The sequence below is a fragment of the Pedobacter sp. MC2016-05 genome (genome assembly GCF_026239735.1).
Taxonomy (GTDB): Bacteria; Bacteroidota; Bacteroidia; order Sphingobacteriales; family Sphingobacteriaceae; genus Pedobacter.
On the sequence record NZ_JAPIVT010000009.1, the window covers coordinates 22445 to 40585 of the forward strand.

At 39.4% G+C, this 18141-nt stretch carries 13 protein-coding genes; 4 read left to right on the plus strand and 9 right to left on the minus strand.

The genetic code is table 11. The features are described 5' to 3' along the window. Positions 1-143: 143 nt before the first annotated feature. Together OQZ33_RS13255 and OQZ33_RS13260 are read left to right on the plus strand one after the other, a co-directional pair. Complete coding sequence (locus OQZ33_RS13255) at positions 144-1115, plus strand: aldo/keto reductase (RefSeq protein WP_265799499.1); 972 nt, start codon at positions 144-146, stop codon at positions 1113-1115. Beyond that, positions 1116-1952: a helix-turn-helix domain-containing protein gene (locus tag OQZ33_RS13260; RefSeq protein ID WP_265799500.1), complete on the plus strand. Its 837-nt coding sequence runs from the start codon at positions 1116-1118 to the stop codon at positions 1950-1952. Positions 1953-2534: 582 nt separating this feature from the next. Here the strand turns inward: OQZ33_RS13260 and OQZ33_RS13265 are convergent. The 3 genes from OQZ33_RS13265 to OQZ33_RS13275 all read right to left on the minus strand — a co-directional run bounded on the left by OQZ33_RS13265 (position 2535) and on the right by OQZ33_RS13275 (position 3769). Then, a complete protein-coding gene (locus tag OQZ33_RS13265) occupies positions 2535-2690 on the minus strand; it encodes a hypothetical protein (RefSeq protein ID WP_265799501.1) in 156 nt (51 codons plus the stop codon). 349 nt (positions 2691-3039) lie between these two features. Continuing rightward, positions 3040-3390, minus strand: a complete 351-nt coding sequence (locus OQZ33_RS13270; RefSeq protein ID WP_265799502.1) for a phytase — start codon at positions 3388-3390, stop codon at positions 3040-3042. 112 nt (positions 3391-3502) lie between these two features. After that, positions 3503-3769 (minus strand): hypothetical protein, encoded by a 267-nt coding sequence (locus OQZ33_RS13275; protein WP_265799503.1) that lies wholly within the window; start codon positions 3767-3769, stop codon positions 3503-3505. Positions 3770-4225: 456 nt separating this feature from the next. Between OQZ33_RS13275 and OQZ33_RS13280 the strand changes: the two genes are divergently transcribed. Both OQZ33_RS13280 and OQZ33_RS13285 read left to right on the plus strand, forming a co-directional pair. After that, positions 4226-7411: a SusC/RagA family TonB-linked outer membrane protein gene (locus tag OQZ33_RS13280; protein ID WP_265799504.1), complete on the plus strand. Its 3186-nt coding sequence runs from the start codon at positions 4226-4228 to the stop codon at positions 7409-7411. A gap of 17 nt (positions 7412-7428) precedes the next feature. Continuing rightward, the gene (locus OQZ33_RS13285) at positions 7429-9084 is read left to right on the plus strand and encodes a RagB/SusD family nutrient uptake outer membrane protein (RefSeq protein WP_265799505.1); all 1656 of its coding nucleotides are present in this window, start codon (positions 7429-7431) and stop codon (positions 9082-9084) included. A 492-nt stretch (positions 9085-9576) separates the two neighbouring features. Here the strand turns inward: OQZ33_RS13285 and OQZ33_RS13290 are convergent, their stop codons facing one another. From OQZ33_RS13290 to OQZ33_RS13315, 6 genes are all read right to left on the minus strand, one after another. Beyond that, positions 9577-9912: a response regulator gene (locus OQZ33_RS13290; RefSeq protein ID WP_265799506.1), complete on the minus strand. Its 336-nt coding sequence runs from the start codon at positions 9910-9912 to the stop codon at positions 9577-9579. A 487-nt stretch (positions 9913-10399) separates the two neighbouring features. Then, on the minus strand, positions 10400-11014 hold the full coding sequence (locus OQZ33_RS13295; RefSeq protein WP_265799507.1) for a Crp/Fnr family transcriptional regulator: 615 nt from the start codon (positions 11012-11014) through the stop codon (positions 10400-10402). 449 nt (positions 11015-11463) lie between these two features. Next, positions 11464-13746, minus strand: a complete 2283-nt coding sequence (locus tag OQZ33_RS13300; protein WP_265799508.1) for a family 20 glycosylhydrolase — start codon at positions 13744-13746, stop codon at positions 11464-11466. 49 nt (positions 13747-13795) lie between these two features. Beyond that, complete coding sequence (locus OQZ33_RS13305; RefSeq protein ID WP_265799509.1) at positions 13796-15685, minus strand: beta-galactosidase; 1890 nt, start codon at positions 15683-15685, stop codon at positions 13796-13798. Positions 15686-15694: 9 nt separating this feature from the next. Further along, positions 15695-16486 carry an SDR family oxidoreductase gene (locus tag OQZ33_RS13310; protein WP_265799510.1) on the minus strand — a complete coding sequence of 264 codons (792 nt, stop codon included), beginning with the start codon at positions 16484-16486 and terminating at the stop codon, positions 15695-15697. A gap of 11 nt (positions 16487-16497) precedes the next feature. Further along, positions 16498-18141, minus strand: coding sequence for a UxaA family hydrolase (locus OQZ33_RS13315; protein ID WP_265799511.1), 1644 nt, complete (start codon positions 18139-18141; stop codon positions 16498-16500).

Sequence of the window (18141 nt, forward strand, 5' to 3'; positions counted from 1 at the left end):
CATTAAATACTTTTGCTCAATTTTGAATGCATTAGTCAGGTAACCAGGTTTCCTTTCCTAGAATCGGAAGCATGAGCCGTATAAGCAAATTAATTGAGCTGTGCAGACAATTTTAGTTTCCTTCTCTGTTGGATATTTGTGCTATGAAAAACATCAATAAAATTCAACTGGGCCAAGATGGCCCTTTCGTATCCAGCCTTGGGCTGGGTTGCATGCGAATGTCTTCAATCTGGGGAGGACCTACTCCAGATGAAACGGAAAGTATTGCCACTATTAATGAGGCCTTGGATCTGGGCATTAACTTTTTAAATACCGGCGATTTTTACGGCGCCGGCCACAACGAAATGCTCATCGGAAAAGCGATAAAAGAGAGACGGGATGAGGCTTTTATCAGTGTCAAATTTGGAGCGATTTTCCATAACGGTCAATGGCTGGGCCTTGACCTTAAGCCAAATTCAATTAAAAACTTTATCAATTACTCGCTCACCAGACTTGACATCGAAACCATTGACCTCTATCAACCCAGCCGGATGGATGATAGCGTCCCGGTAGAGGATATTATCGGAACAGTGGCTGAACTGGTTAAGGAGGGAAAAGTCCGTCACATCGGCGTATCAGAAATTACTGCGGATCAGCTACGCAAGGCCAACGATGTTCATCCGATAAGTGCACTGGAAATCGGCTACTCACTAGCGGACAGGCAAATAGAAAACGAATTGCTCCCAGCAGCCAAAGATTTAGGGGTAGCCGTCGTTGCTTTTGCAAACACTGCGGAAGGTTTGCTGAGTGGAGGATTAAGCGCACCACTTAGTGATCAGGATTACCGTCAGCATTTCTCCAGGTTTCAAGGGGGAAATTTGGTAAATAATCTTCAAAAAGTTGAAATACTAAAAGATTTGGCGTCTACAAAGGGATTTACCCCTACACAGCTGGCGATCGCTTGGGTCAGACAGCAGGGCCAAAATATTATGCCCTTAGTAAGCATGAGCAGAAGATCCCGCCTGGCTGAAAATATTGCAGCCATGCAAATCGAGTTTAGCGAAGAGGAAATGAACACATTAAATACTACTTTTGCAATAGGCGCCATTAAAGGAGGTACCTATTTAGCACGATAAATGGAAAGTCCAGCAGAAATTCTTCCGGGTGTAATTTTTTACTCTTATCTCTCTACCCAAAGGAAACAGAAAGCATGTTTCTGGAATCACCATACCTTGATACTGCAGGTTTCAGGTAAATTTACACTGGAAACCTCAGCACAAAGCATTTCCATGGGGTCTGGGGAAATGTTACTGATTGGCAAAAACCAATTGGGCACCCTCACCAAGACACCCGGCGAGAACGGAAGCTATGAGACCATTGTAATATCACTTCAAGAAGACTTGATGCGGAAAATTGCATTGGAAGAAAAAATTAAATGCCAGGAGAAATACATCGGTAGTCCAAACCTTCTGATTCCCTCAAATGAATTTTTGCAGGGCTATTTTCAATCCATCGTTCCTTATGCTAGAAGTTCGGGGGCTACCATGACCGACGAAATGGGCATTTTAAAAGTAAAAGAAGGCATTAAATTATTGCTGCTGGCGCTCCCGGCATTACGGAATTTTCTGTTTGATTATGCAGAACCTCACAAGATTGATCTGGAAAAGTTCATGCTTAATAATTTCCATTTCAATGTACCAATAGAGAAATTCGCTCAGCTCACCGGCAGGAGTCTGGCAGGATTTAAACGTGATTTTCAGAAAGCTTTTGATCTTCCACCTCGACAATGGCTGCTATCCCGACGGTTAGATGCAGCTAAATCTTTGATTGAAAACAAGCACTTAAAACCCTCAGCTATTTATTTGGATCTGGGTTTTGAAAGCCTTTCTCATTTTTCTCATGCCTTTAAAAAGAAGTTTGGATTAATGCCAAGCCAACTCAATAAGTACATTGTTCGCTCAGAGCAGAACTAAATTAGCCAAGTAAAGGTTCATTATGCATTTTATTCCATCTGATAAGTAAGCGTCTACTTTTGTCAGTAAAAAGAAAAACAAAAAGCCGAACGTACCAAACGACCATTAATTACCTTTCCCAAATTTTTCCCGCTCAAATCAGTCTCCAGTATCACCAGTACAATTACAGTCATGCCGCAAAATATATCCCCAATTAATCTGCAGAAACCTGCAACACTAAAACACTGGAAGTGAACAACAATAATTTCACTAAACAAGCATCGCCGGCATTACCGCATAATCAAAAAAGGTACTTCCTAATCTTGCTGACCAATGGTCTGTTTCACAAAAACTAAGTGTGAAACACAACAGCCAACCGGACTGCTCTGCACTCCTATACTTTCCGCATCAAATTCACCAATCTTTCCCTAGGGGACATAAAACTTGGTACCCCCAAGAATGTCTTTTATCATAACGTCTAGATCTGCAATAGGGTGAGGTTAAAAGCTAAGGTTTCACATCAAGTTGCTTACCCGCAATATCTTCCCAACGATAGAAATGAAAAGTTTTATCATCGTTCATGGCAACCAGTAAACCATGTTTTTAATTTTTATTTAATGGCACTGAAACCACATCGATACCATCAGTTTGGTTGGCAGAATATTTAACCGTTGCCAATAACGGATGTTGATTTGGGGCATCTGGCTTACCCGCTCTATTGTAAACTTTTAATTGCCTTGAGCCTTGATCGGAAACCAAAACATAGCCTTTATCTTCAGCAGTTTTATAAATTGCGATTCCTTCATTATCTATAGAACAATCGCCTTATCCAATAAAGAAAGTTCTTGATTTCCCTTGGAAGGATCAGCATAATATTTACAAACGCCAAATTGTTCATCGCAATAGTATACATAGCCCAATTTGTTATCCACAGCAATGGCTTCAATTTCTTTTTTGCCACTTTATTGGCCAAATTTTCTCCCCAATATGGCTTTAGTACGTCCTTTAACATCATCTTCTAACAAATACTGCCTTAAATATCCACCGTCTTTTGGTCCGGACTTACAGCCAACAATGGCATAAATTATACCCTACATCTCAATGCCCATCAAATCGGGGAATTCTGGCCTGTTTCTAATTCAAACACCCGTAAACCACCATTATCAACAGGTTTCACATCAGGAGGGGCAAATATTCTCAGCTTTTGGATATAAAGTTCAGTGGTTACCGCAATATCGGTTTTCTTGCCGGCAAGATTAAGTCCGTAGGCGATATCGACATTATCCGGGCTTTTCAACCCTTTAATAGTTTTTGAGGGAATGATTTTTCCTTCCAAATCGAAAACATATAGGCCACCGTTAGTATCCTTATCCGTTTCGATTACCAGCGACTGCGTTGGATTTACAGCGTTAACCCAAAATGCCGGATCATCGGTATCAAAATCAACCGGATCACACACATACAAAGGCTTTACCGCATCCTTACCTACTTGTTGTGCAATTCTAATACAAGAAAAAACCAGTCATAAAACGGTTATCGCAGCAAAATTAATTATATTCTTATTCTTCATTTTAGTTTTTAATTCCATAAGCACCTACAAAACCAGCTGGCGCCGGAGAGGTGTAAGTTATTCCATTTTTCATTATCATTCCTCCCGCGTGGTGGCGGGTGAAGCTAGTAATGCCTTTACTTAAGGCAGGTGAATTTCCCTGTATGTGAAAATCCCATGAAGTATTAAAATCAGCATTTGATACCGCGGTATTTAACGAATAGTTTACAAATTTAGGATCATTGACTCCGGCAACGGTACTGATTACATCATTAACTGCTCCAATCACACCGTTTTTACCTAGCCGAAACTGATTAACCGTAAGCTGATCAAATCCGTAATAGCAGTTGTTACTATAAGCAGAACGGGTATCCTCTGGTTTTTTCCCATCTCTCTTTATCCCAAATTGCGCATTGGCAAAAAGATTGTTCCCATAAAAATCTTTTTATCTTCCTCAACAAGCTCAGTATTAAGCCAAATTTTTTTCGATTTGCTCATTGAGAATAATACTTCTGAAAATCCATCTTAAAAAAATGATTATCTGTAATTAATCTAGTTTTTGAAAAGTGGCAATTTAAAACTTGGATTTTGTATGCCAATATTGTTTAATAAATCGCCAAATGCTGATATTTTTCTAAAAAGCGAGAAGTGTACCTTGCACCTAACAAATAAACATTTACAGTATCTCCGGGCTAACTATCTGGATAATACCAGCTAACAGTTCAAAAATTTTAACCAAATATATATGAAAGAAACAATACCTTTTTACAGGCAACTAAAAACTGTTGCCTCAATTTTAGCAATTTCAATTGTTACAAACTTATTCTGCTCCGTAGAAAACGTATTCGCCCAAACTACGGTTCAGGGGACTGTTACCGATAAAGATGGTGCAGGTGCTTTGCCGGGTACGACAGTTAGAGTTAAAGGTTCAGCTATTGCAACAACAACGAATGGTGAAGGAAAGTTTTCTATTGCTGTTCCACAATCTGGTACGCTTCAGTTTAACCTAATAGGATATGGCCAACTCGAGGTATTGGTTAATTCTAGAACAACAATAAATGTTCAATTGACATCTTCTCAAAAGGCACTAAATGATGTGGTTATTGTGGGTTATGGAACACAAAAGAAAATAAATTTAACAGGTGCCGTTGCAACCATAAACAGTGAGAAGCTAGAAAACAGACCAATGGTCAATCTTGCAGACGGACTTCAAGGTTTGCTCCCTGGACTAAATGTAAATCTTAATAATGGTCAGCCGGGTCAGGCAGCTTCATTCAACGTTCGTGGGAACGTAACCATCGGTGGAGGGTCAAGTTCTTCACCATTAATTTTAGTAGATGGGGTGGTGAGAGATCCTAATTTGATAGACCCTAATGATGTCGCAAGTGTAACCGTATTAAAAGATGCGGCCTCATCTGCGATTTATGGTAGCCGGGCGGCAAATGGGGTTATCATAATCACAACTAAATCTGGTAAAAAGGGACAGACACAATTAGCTTATTCTGGAGCGTACACCGTTTCAAGACCAACGTTATTACCAGACTACGTAAACTCTGGAGACTATATCACAATGTTCAACAGTGCCCAAAGAACAGGCCAGGCAACAGGCGGGTACACATCAGGTGATCCTTTTACTGCACAGGATTCCACTTTTGCAGCGGCATATCGTGCTGATCCGGTAAATAATCCATCGGCTTATGTAGATCCTGGGAACCCACGTCGATATCGTTATGTTGGAAATACAGATTGGATTGATATTTTGTATCCCGGCTGGGCTCCTCAACAGCAGCACAACCTGTCATTATCTGGCGGTGAAAATAAAACGACTTATGTAGCAAGTTTAGGGTATTTCCGTCAGGAAGGCTTACAGAAGCCTGCAGATCAGATTTTCCAACGCTTTACTCCAAATTTGAAAATCACTTCTGATGTGACAAGCTGGCTAACCTTCGGCGCAAATTTATCACTTACCCATACGGATAATAATCAGGGGGCCTTTACCCGAATTAATCAGGGTGGGTCTTGGATCAGTGGCGATTTACGTCCACTCATGCCGGTATATCATCCTGATGGGAATTTTTCCGGACAAGGTAATTACACCAACCCTATTGCCGTTTTGACTAATTCGGGTCGTGATATCGATTCTAAAAACGATTTTTTCGCTACTGGAAGAGTAATTATACGACCTGCGAAAAACGTTACTATTAACTCCGACTACACCTGGAATAGTTTTACTTCATTCAGAAGAGCTAACCTTATTCCTTATAATGAATTTGGGGTCAACGGCGTTTTTCTAAATATATTCCCATGGACAAACCCTTCTCAGGTATCTGAAAATCGGCAAAACAACAATTATAATGCTTTTAACTTATATGCAACTTACGAAAATACATTCGCAACTAAACATTACTTCAAAGCAACGGCTGGTTATAACCAGGAATATCAACACTACCAATTAAGTAATTCTTTAGCGAGAAATCTAATTGATCCTACTTTACCTGCAATCGGTTTGAATAATGACACCCGACCAGTTGTTGGCGGAACAGAAACTCAATTTGCCTTGGTAGGTACGTTCTTTAGACTGAATTATATATTTAACAACCGCTATTTATTGGAGGTAAATGGCAGATATGATGGTACTTCACGCTTTCAGCCAAGCAGCCGCTATACTTTCTCGCCTTCAGTTTCTGCAGGGTGGAATATTTCGGAAGAAAGTTTTATGTCTTCAATCAAGAAGACATTTAACCTGTTAAAATTAAGGGCATCTTACGGCCAATTACCTAATCAACTTACGTCTGGAGCTATATCTTCAGCAGCACAATACCCATATATTGCCACCCAGACCACCGGGACAGTAGGTTATCTTTTTGGCGGTCAACCAGGTATCGTAGTCAATACACCAGGACTGATCAGTCCAAACTTCACCTGGGAAAAGGTCCAAACTCAAAACATCGGTGTTGATTTTGGATTGCTGAGTAACCGTTTAACTGGAAGTTTCGACTACTTTATTAATAATACGAGAGATATGCTCGTACCTGGATTACAACTTCCATCAGTACTGGGAACTTCTGCGCCAGCATCAAACTCTGCGGACTTAAAAACCAAGGGTTGGGAAGCGTCAATCACCTGGGCAGATAAAGCTATCGATAAAGAACTCTCTTATAGCGTAGGGTTTAATATTTCTGATAGCTACAGTAGAATTACAAAATTTAAAAACAATCCAACCAATAACTTAGGAAATTTCATTGAGGGTGAGCGAATTAATGACATTTATGGTTTTGAAACCCTTGGGTTTTATCAAACAGATGCTGAAGCCGCTGCTGTGAATAATTCTCAATTGGCAGGTTACCGCTGGTTGGCAGGTGATGTAAAATATGCAGATTTAAACGGCGATGGTAAAATTGATTACGGAAACCAGACCATTTCTAATTCAGGGGACTATAAAAAAATAGGAAATTCTACTCCAAGGTACCGATTTGGGTTAAACATCAATTTGGCTTACAAAAACATCGATCTCACTGCTTTTGTGCAGGGTGTTATGAAACAGGATTATATGCCAAGTGATTATGTGTTCTATGCCTTTAAGGATGACGAATACAGTATTCCTTTCCAATATGCAACAGATTACTGGACGCCACAAAACCGTGACGCATACTTTGCAAGACCGAGATTTGCTGGTGGGGGTAATACGGTAAGTCAAACGAAATATATGCAGAATGCGGCATATGCGAGATTAAAGCAATTAACCTTAGGCTACACCTTTCCAAAGCTATTGACTGATAAGATCAAGTTGCAACGCCTGAGGGTATATGCAACAGGTGCTAATCTATTTACCATTACGTCCCTTTATAAAGGCTACGACCCAGAGGTCTTGAGTTATACAACCTATCCCCTAAACAGGTCAATCTCATTTGGTCTTCAAGTTACTTTATAAACAACAAAAACATAAAAATGAAAAAGTATAAATATATTTATCTGATGATGGCAACTTTGCTTGTCTTTTCATCTTGTAAGAGAGATGAATTCCTAAACCGTATCCCATTGAGTGATATTAGTCCGGAGAACTTTTTTAAGAATGAAAATGATTTGCAGCTTTATTGCAATCAATACTACTCCTCTCTTCCAGTTCAGAATTTAGTCCGAGCTGATAATAATTCAGATGATAAAGCCAACAGCTCAATCAATACATTGCTTAATGGAACGCTTAATGTAAATTCGGCGGCCAGTCTTTGGGATTTCTCACTCAATAGAAGATGTAATTTCTTTTTAGCTAACTATTCGAAGGCTGCTATACCTGAGGCTACCAAAAATATCTATGTTGGTGAAACACTTTTTTTTAGGTCTAATGATTTCTTTAATAAAGTGAAGGATTTCGGAGATGTACCTTACATTAGCAAATATGTTACTGACACTACAACATCAGTGTTATTTGGTAGCCGCATGCCACATAAGCAAATCATGGATTCGGTATTGAGGGATATAAATTTCGCAATAGCAAGTTTACCCGTTGCGCCCTCAAATGGCCGTATCGGAAAATATGCTGCGCTTGCATTAAAAGCAAGAATCTGTCTTTGGGAAGGTACATGGCGCAAATATACGGGTGCAGGAAATGAGGAAGTCTATTTACGTCAGGCCGTTACTGCCGCAGAAGAAATCATGAATTCTGGACTCTATAGATTATATAGCACTGGAAACCCTAGAACCGATTATTACAATCTATTCATTCAGGAAGAATTGCAAAACAATCCTGAAGCAATCCTTCCTATGAGGTATCTACCAACCATACTGATGAATGGAGTTAGTCGATCAATAGGAGAAGCCAGTGATGGTTATTCAAAAGACTTTGTACGCTCATTCCTCTGCATCGATGGTCTCCCAACCTCGCTCAGTCCGCTTTATAGGGGTGACAATTCTCTTGATGATGAAGTTCAAAATCGTGATCCAAGATTTCCGCAGCAAATTGCAACAAGAGGATTCGACTTTCTAGCAGGCGATCTTATCACCTTGCCTCGGATAGGTACCTCAGTTACTTCAACGGGTTATCAACCAATCAAGGGAAGATCATCAAGTCTTGCCGCGTGGAATGCTAACCAATCTTCACTGGATTTTTTCATCTTTAGATATGCAGAAATATTATTGATAGAGGCTGAAGCAAAAGCAGAACTTGGAGAGGCAACACAAACTGTAATTGATAATACGATAAACAAACTCCGAGCTCGGGTGGGTATGCCAAATTTGGTTATCTCAGCCCTAGTGAAAGATCCAAAATCTGTCTTCCCCACTCTTCCAGTACTATTGGATGAGATTCGCCGAGAAAGGAGAATAGAATTAGGCTCATCGGGTTTAAGACTTGACGATCTGCGAAGGTGGAGAGCTGGAACACTCATTAATAATCCGGAAACTATCTTGGGAATGAAACTACTTCCTGCACTCAGAGCGCAGTACCCAGCTTCACAAGTAAATGGCATTGTGGTAAATGCAGATTTCTATATCCGAGTTTATCCTAACATTGCCGCAAGGACCTGGAACGACAAAAATTATTTATACCCAATACCGCAGACACAATTAAATTTGAACCCAAATTTAAAGCAAAACCCAGGATGGTAATTATAAACAATATGCATAAGTCTCCCGGAATTTATAACCATTGAGAACAATGGAGGTTTAGTTAGATTAGTTGGAACGCCGTTACCCCCGAGGGACGGCGTTTTTTATTAGAAGGTACATTCGATTGTCGAAGAACAACTTAGGAGAGATTAAAAGCATTCAGCCGTCATCGTTATTATTTAATGTACATCACTCCTACACCATGAAATCAGGCACATCGCCAATTTAAAAAATCCGATAGTAGTGATCTCATTAGCGTCAAGGGGCAGCAGCTTGGGATAGTCCGTTCGAAGAAAATTCAATTATTAAAGCGCATTGTTCTCATCTGTAGGTAAGTTCTGAAATGCGCTCAAATACTCGTGCGATGAAAAATCTGCACCAATAGGGGTAGAAAAAAACCAGGTCATTAGTATCATATCCTTAACACCAACTCCGAAAAGCAAACTTGCTTAATTAAGTCTGCTGCTTGAATTTCAATAACTGCTCAGTTGTCTACAGTAACCTTTCAGTTGTGACCGGTTTACCTATGATCGCATCTGCCAGGCAATCCATCTCACTGATTTCATGAAAAGAAAGTGCAGTAATTAAAATTACAGGAATATGTTTTGTGGTGACATCCTGTTTTATTTCATCACAAATGAGCCGTCCGTCTGCACCATCGAGACGAATATCCATCAAAATGATTGTCGGTTTAAAACTCTCCAGTGCTCCCTTAATTAAACACTCGGTATCAATCGATTTTCCCTGATATGCCTCTGCAAGAAACAACATTTCCAGTGATGATAACATTTGTGCGTCATCATCAATAATTAAAATACGCTTATCCATAATTGTAATTACATAGACTCGTCTAGGGAAATAAAACAACTTGTAATAATACTGTTAATTGCCTGCGAATTAGTACGCGATTTATATCCATTTTTTCCTAATTAAAAATTAAATTCACACATTTAACTGAAGATAAAACAGACAAATCGGTCTACATCTAAACCAGTTCTAAGACATTTACAAAAGAAAACAATTGTTACCATGTCATCTAATTGTGAGGAAGATTTGAAAAAACTCATCTTAAAAAAATGTGGAATTGATACTGTCTCAGTCAGGGATTGCAGGATGATTTCTGAGAGAATTTTTGAACAGGATAAAAACTATCTGTCGGAAAGCACACTCAAAAGATTTTTCGGTTTTCTGGATCCCCCTTCATCATTTTCGCCATTTGTAAAAGATGCGCTATGCATATTTTTAGGCTATGGTAGTTTTCAACAATTTAATAATGAATGGTCTAAACAACACAAATGCTGAAATCACATATTGATTATATATTTTTTTTCGTTCTCCTCAATCGGCTTAGTGTTTCCTGCCTCATTACCAGATAAGAAGATAAATATTTGTCCGGCACGCGGTCGAACAGGCCCGGATCCGTTTGCATCAGTCTTGAATATCGTAACATCGCTGTTGGGAGTCTGCTTAAAAGGTTGCGTTCAGTAGCCTCAGAATGATACCTCCAGATGAAATGATCATTGATTAAAGACATTTGTTTATGACGCTCCCTTAACAGATAAAGAAGAGAAAAAGGTAGCGCCAGCAGGCAACAATCCTCTAGCGCCTGATAAGTTAAAGCATAATCCGTGCGTGAAAAAATTTCCAGATTTGAGCTACCAATCAGCTGGTTTTCCTGACTGATCATTAGTGTTACATCTTTATCCTTCTCATGTATAAAGCCCCTGATTGCGCCAATATTGATAAATATCACATTGGATTTCAACATCTCAGTCGGCAGAAGCTCACCTTTGTACAATTTTACAGCTAGGCTGTTTTTGATGATTCGATTTCTCATCGTTTCGGGAATGTCGCAGATAACGGATAAAAATTCAAGAAATAACTCGGCCTTTTGGTAGCTGGTTTTCGATTTTCGTTTTAATGGGGACATGGGATGTGTTCTTAAATGAACGTTAGGTTTATAAAAATCCTGATGCTATGGAATGATCTGACTTTATCGCTTGGCGGGAAATAGAAAAAAACGTAATTGAGTATACCTCAAGCCCACGCGGGGTTAAATAGATATCAAACCAGATGGACTGCAGCAGTATCAATTGTGAGCTCACCAGATTGATTGGAAAATCAATCTCCTGATCATTGATATCAGTGATCGTAGCCTCCCCTGTGTCATGGTTTATTGAAGTGATTTTGCCTAGACGAAGCATGTTGATCGACTTAAAATTCAAATTTCTTACGCTATCGTACCCCAGGTATTTTTGTTTCTACCTTAAAGCCCCATTTATCCAAGCCATTTTTAATATCGGGGATTTTCATAAAGAGTTTCCAAAGCATGCCAATAGAGTAATTTTCTATCATCACTACGATTGGCATGAAGAAATATCAATGTTTTAACCAAGTGGAAGGAATTGCAGCTGGCGAAGAATTATTAAAGCTGTATAACAATCTAAGTTTGTAACCCCCACCTCCTTCTTTAAAAATTAAATTAAAACGATGTCCTCCTTTTTTCAGTGCAACTTGTCCGTTTTTCTCAATTGAAGAATGCATTCCACCGTTGTCTACCACCAGGCGATCGGCAATGGACAGCACTCCGCTGTCATCACAGTCAAGATAAAAAGTGTAAACCCCATCTTGAGGAACATCGATTATTCCAGTAAAATCAATTTGAAATGTAGGTGCATCGACCGTTTTAGGGACTGAAATTGTTTTTATAATAAATGTACTGTCCACTTTTTTCCCGGCACCTGTGCTTAAGCTGTCCGGAAGAAATTTATAATAGTCCCCTATCAGCCCGGCATGCTTACCCGAAACGGTCATAGCCTCGGCCATATCCTGTTTTTTAAAATTGATTTTATAAATCTCTCGTATTGCCGTATCTCCTTGTGCAAATACCCCCAATGTTACAGCTGTATTATGATTAATTTTCAATTTCTCTGAGAGTTCATTACTTGTCATATTAGGAATTGAACCATTTAATGTATACCTAAGCTTCATGTTATTAATTGGTTTATCAAAGTATAAACTATCTCTGTTCATAAAAACACGCTCAGTGATTACGTTTTCCAAGTCAGGTAAACGGTATTTTACAGCCAATAGATCCAGCCTCGGGTAATGAGATAGCAACCGACGGCTAAAGGAATTAAAATCAAGGTGATGATGACTCCATAGATTTTCAGCAAGGGCTAAAGCTCTTGGAAAAACCATATATTCTGCCCGATTTTCACTCGGGACCATTTCTGTCCAGAGATTTGCCTGTGCACCATAAATATTGCGAACACCACTTTCCGGATAATTTTTGGGTATTACTTTGAAATTATAGACATCGTATAATGAATTTTTATTTGGAAGGTAGTCAAAATACAAGGGCTCTCCTGGGGTCATAATTACACGATTTCCATTCTTTAGTGCAGCTAGAGGCGCAAGGGGAACCCAAGAACGCCAATACATAACCATCGCAGTTGTACTTATTCCCTCTTCTAGAATTTCGTCCCAACCAATAATTTTTTTTCCATTTGCAAGAAAAAATTTTTCCATCCTGTTTATAAAATAGCTTTGAAGACCAGCAGTATTCTTAATGCCTTCACGTTTCATTAGCTCGGCGCATGCTTGATTAGTTTGCCAGCTAGCCCTATCAACCTCGTCTCCTCCGATGTGTATATATTGACTCGGGAAGATCTCAAATATTTCCCTAAAAACATCCTCGGCAAAGTCATAGGTAGATTCGTTACACGGACATATCGGCGTAGTAAATAGCTTACCCCAATTTGAAGTTCCTGTGCAAGATAAATATGGATAAGCTTTTATTGCAGCCATCATATGCCCAGGCATATCTATTTCTGGAATAATTTCAATATGCCGCAATTTGGCATAGCTGACAAGGTCAATCATTTGTGCCTGGGTATAAAAACCGCCATATTTTTTAACACCATCTTTTTTCACAATGAACCGCGGATCAATAGCCATATCTGGATTCTCTTTGGATTTGACTATGCAAGCAGAATCTTGATTATTAAATGTCCGCCATGCACCCTCACTGGTTAATTTAGGATACTTTTTTATTTCTATTCTCCAACCCTGATCATCTGTTAGGTGTAAATGGAGTTTATTGAATTTGTAAAGGGCCATCACATCAAGATATTTCTTTAAAAATTCTATGGTAAAAAAATGCCTGGACACATCAAGGTGTAAACCACGGTAATCAAATACTGGAAGATCTGAAACCAAAACGCAGGGTATGGATAACGCCTTTAGTTTACCGGAGTCTACTTCAACTTGATCACTGAACATCTGACGCAAGGTTTGTAAACCTCTGAAAACACCTGCTGGAGAACCTCCAGATAAAGACACAATATCTGTTGAAACCGCTAAGGCATATTCCTCGTGCTTAAGTCTATGGTCAACAGCGATTTTGATAACATTGCTCTCCCCTGCTCCAAGCCCGAGTTTAGTCCCAATTCCATTTTCAATCAAGCCATTTAGAAAACTACATTCCTGAGAGAGCTGATCTGAACGGTTTAACAATGTTGTTTTAGTGATTTTAAAATTTCCTTTTCTTAGGATCACTTTACTAGGATATGGAATAACATTGAGAACGGGTTTTTCCTGAGAGACAACCGACAGTGTCGCCAGAAAGGTAATGACAGCGAAAGCTAATAATTGTTTCATGTAATTATGGACGTTGTGTTTGCAAAGTAGAGAATGAAGACAATAGATATTATTGAATATTCAGGCTATTTAAAATTGGAAAAGATACACTCTGAATATGATTTTTTAACACTTCATTCTGCTGCTCAAAAATCACAATCTCGTTTTTGCCAGTTTTAAGCCAACAACCAGGAAGGTACAAGGTTTGTTGGGGACCTATTTTCCAATATCGACCTAAGTTGATGCCGTTGATAAATACAATTCCTTTACCCCAGCTGCTCATATCTAAAAAAGTATCACCTGTTTTTTGCAACGAAAAAGTGCCTTGATATATAGCAGGTTTCCCAACTATTGCTGAACCCTTCATTTTAGCGATATTTGGCATAGCGTTCATTGGCATTTTATACATATCCCAATTACCTGTTATGGTTTGATCATTAATGACAACCGGAGAAACTATACCTTTACTACTGTTTACAATTTTGGCTCCGTAATTGATCCTCCCCATATTTTCTACAATAATATCCAGAACCGCGTTGAAGGGAATATCGATATCACATTCATATTTTTGGAAGTTGCTGTTTAGTTCTGCTACTTTAGTTCCATTCACATAAATTATTGCATAATCCCTTAATCCCTTTAATTGCAATTTTCCGCTGATAGGTTGTCTAAAGCGTCGGCTGTACCAAACGTAACCATGTCCTTGATTTAATTTTTCAAAGGTTAAGGGCTGATCATTACTTACAGGTACGATCGCATTTTTAAATACTTCAAGATCAATTGATTTAGACAGTTTAATATTAGGAATCGAAATCACAGGGATTTTCGCTGGGATAGCCGGTGTTTTGTCATTTTTGAGAATTTCCCTTAGGGCGAAGTACTTTTCCGTTGCCCAACCCGCTTCGCTAATAGGTGCATCGTAATCATAACTGGTAAGGTCCGGCTGAATATCATGCTTATCATCATAATTCGCACCCGAAGTGAAACCAAAATTTGTACCACCATGCACCATATATAAATTAAATGAAACGCCTCCATCCAAATATTTGTTGGTTTGTTTCACGATACTTTCATTCGATATTTTAGGAAAAGGTTCTGCCCAATGGCTTAACCAGCCTGGATAAAATTCAGCAACCATGTATGGGCCTTTATTACCGTAAAACTTCTCCACCTGTGATTTTAGCTTTGCTACATCATCTTCACCATTTGCGGTAGGCAGAGCTCCAGGTAATGTGCCCCCTTCAAAAAGCCAGCTTCCATCTGAAGTAAAAAATGGCACATTAAATCCGATATCTTTCAGCTGTTTATAAATTGTAGCATTGTATTTTCGATGTTCTTCCAAAGAAATATCTTTACGCTGTGACACGTAAGACCCAAATTCATTTTCGACCTGAACCATGATAATCGGTCCTCCATTTGTAATAAGCAAGCTTTTAACTTCCTGATATAACCTGGTGAAATAAGCTTTGGTTGCATCAAGATACGGCTTATTATTCCCCCGAATTGTTATACCATTTTGGGGCAAGAACCATGGATAGCCCCCGAATTCCCACTCGGCACAAACATAAGGGCCAGGGCGAAGGATCACAAAAAGTCCTTCTTCCTGAGCAATTTTGATGTACTCTGACACATCGCGATTATCGGAACTGAAGTCCCATACTCCAGGAGTTGTTTCATGATAATTCCAGAAAACATAAGTCGCTACTGCATTGAGCCCCATAGCCTTCATCATTTTCAACCGATGACGCCAATAAGGTTTAGGAATTCTTGAATAGTGCATTTCTCCACTATGTATCTTAAACGGTTTTCCATCTAAATTAAAATTTCCCTCAGCTATAGTAAAGGTTTGTTTTTTAACATTTATATTATTTTGCGCCTGGAGATTTATCGAAAATTCCAAAAGAAAAATTATTAGCAATACTACCTTCCTAAAAGGAAGCAAAATTGATAGAGATGACATATTTATAGGTTAGATGTGATTAATTAGTGCCCTGTCGAGATGAACATATCCACCATCCACGTGGATTAATTGACCGGTGGTATGACTGGATTTATCAGAGAGCAGAAACAGTACCATATTGGCGATTTCGTTAACAGTAGTCATGCGGTTTTCAAGCGGGATGTTTTTAGTTATTTTTCGCAACTTTTTTTCAGGATCAGGAAACGAGGCTAGCCAGCTTTGATAAAGTGGGGTGTAGGCTTCAGCTACGATTACCGCATTTACCCTGATGCTATGCGGAAGTAAATCCACAGCCCATTCACGGGTGAGTGCGTTTCTAGCGCCATTCGCAGCTGCATATCCTGAAGTGCCTCCTTGCCCTGTTTCAGCTGTTTTGCTTCCTATATTGACAATAACTCCCTTGCTTCTCTTAAGTGCTGGTAGTGCCAGTTGGGCTAGTAGAAAATAGTGAACAACATTTTTATGTAATGAAGCTATGAAATCAGTATAACTACCGCTTTCAAGTCCCACGCTATCATTAACGCCTGCATTATTGACTAAGCCGTGGATAGTGTTATACTTGTCTGCTATACTTTTCATAGCTTGCTCACATTGTTCGGGAAGACATAAATCTGCCGTCACATAGTCCGCCTTCAATCCAATGGTTTTGAGATAAGTGACAACGCGAAGATTATCTGATTCAACGCGTCCGATGATGATTGGACAGGCTCCTTCTTTCGCAAGATTCTGAACGATTGCCTCACCGATACCTTTTGCTCCCCCCGTTACGATGATAATTTTATTTTTTAAATTTAAATTCATGCTTATTATAATTACAGTGAAACGCCCCGTTTCCAAGGGATAAAATCATCTTGCCTAAGACTGACTGCCTTAGGTGTCATCAGGCCACTGGCTACTGCTATACAGAATTCGAGTATTTCCTCACCTTTTTCCTCTATAGATTGATTCCCACTAATGATCTCCCCTGCATTGATATCAATGATATCACTCATTCGCTCTGCTAAAAAGTTGTTGGATGATACTTTTACTACCGGACAAATCGGATTACCAGTTGGTGTCCCCAGACCAGTAGTAAATAGGATAATTGTAGCACCGGATGCTGTTTGTCCGGTTGTAGCTTCGACATCGTTCCCAGGGGTGCAAACTAGATTCAAACCGGGCTCCGTCGCAATTTCTGTATAGTCTAATACATCAACAACAGGTGAACTTCCGGCTTTTTTTACCGCACCGGTCGACTTAATTGCATCTGTAATCAATCCATCTTTTATATTGCCGGGAGAGGGATTCATGTGAAATCCCGAACCCGCCTGATGGGCTAACTTATCATATTCAGTCATCAGTCTGATAAATTTTTCCGCTGTTGTTTTTTGAGAAGCACGATCTATAATCTGCTGTTCAGCGCCACAAAGTTCAGGAAATTCAGAAAGCAAAATTTTTCCACCCAAAGCGACCACCAGATCTGAACAATGTCCCACCGCGGGATTGGCTGAAATGCCACTGAATCCATCACTCCCACCGCACTTTACTCCGATACAAAGTTTATCCAAAGTGGCATCCGATCGGCTTTGTTGATTGACAATAACCAGTTGCTTAAAAGTCTCCAGGATGGCCTTTTGTATAAGCATTTCTTCAGAAGCTTCCTTTTGTTGTTCAAAAACAAGGAGTGGCTTATCGAATGTGGGATTGATTTGATGCAAGTCCGCCTTGAAGTCAGCAACTTGAAGATGCTGACAGCCCAAACTTAAAAGCGTCACTCCAGCAACGTTGGGGTGATCAGCATAAGCAGCAAGCAACCTGCTCAGTGTTTGGGCATCCTTTCTGGTCCCCCCGCAGCCCCCAGTATGATTCAAGAACTTGATGCCGTCAAGGTTATTAAATACTTTTTTAAGTGGATTGTGCGGTTGGTCAGTTAGGTTAATGCTATCCAAATCACCGTTTTGAAGGTAAGCATGAACAAGGCTTTGCGCATAAGTTTGATATTTATCGTCATGGTCATAACCTAACGATTTATCTAATGCGCTTTTAATAACATCGAGATTTCTATTTTCACAAAAAACAGTGGGAATGAAGAGCCAGTAATTTGCGGTTCCAACCCTACCATCTGCTCTATGAAAACCTTTAAATTTTCTCCCGACAAATTTTGCAATATTGGGTTTTATCCATTCCTGATCGATTTCTTGCATTACATAGGGCGTCGTGGCGTGAAATGTATTTTTGGTAGTCATTAACTCTCCTTTTTTGATACTCTTATTCACCTTACCCACAACCACACCATACATAACTGCTACATCATTGACATTCATGTCGTTGATGTAAAATTTGTGTTTGGCAGGAATATTTTCTAATAAAACAATGCTATGGGAATTGAAATCTATGCTATCTCCCGCACTCAAATCCCTTAGCGCTACTAAAACATTATCATTCTTATTAATTTGTAACACTGATTTATTTTTCAT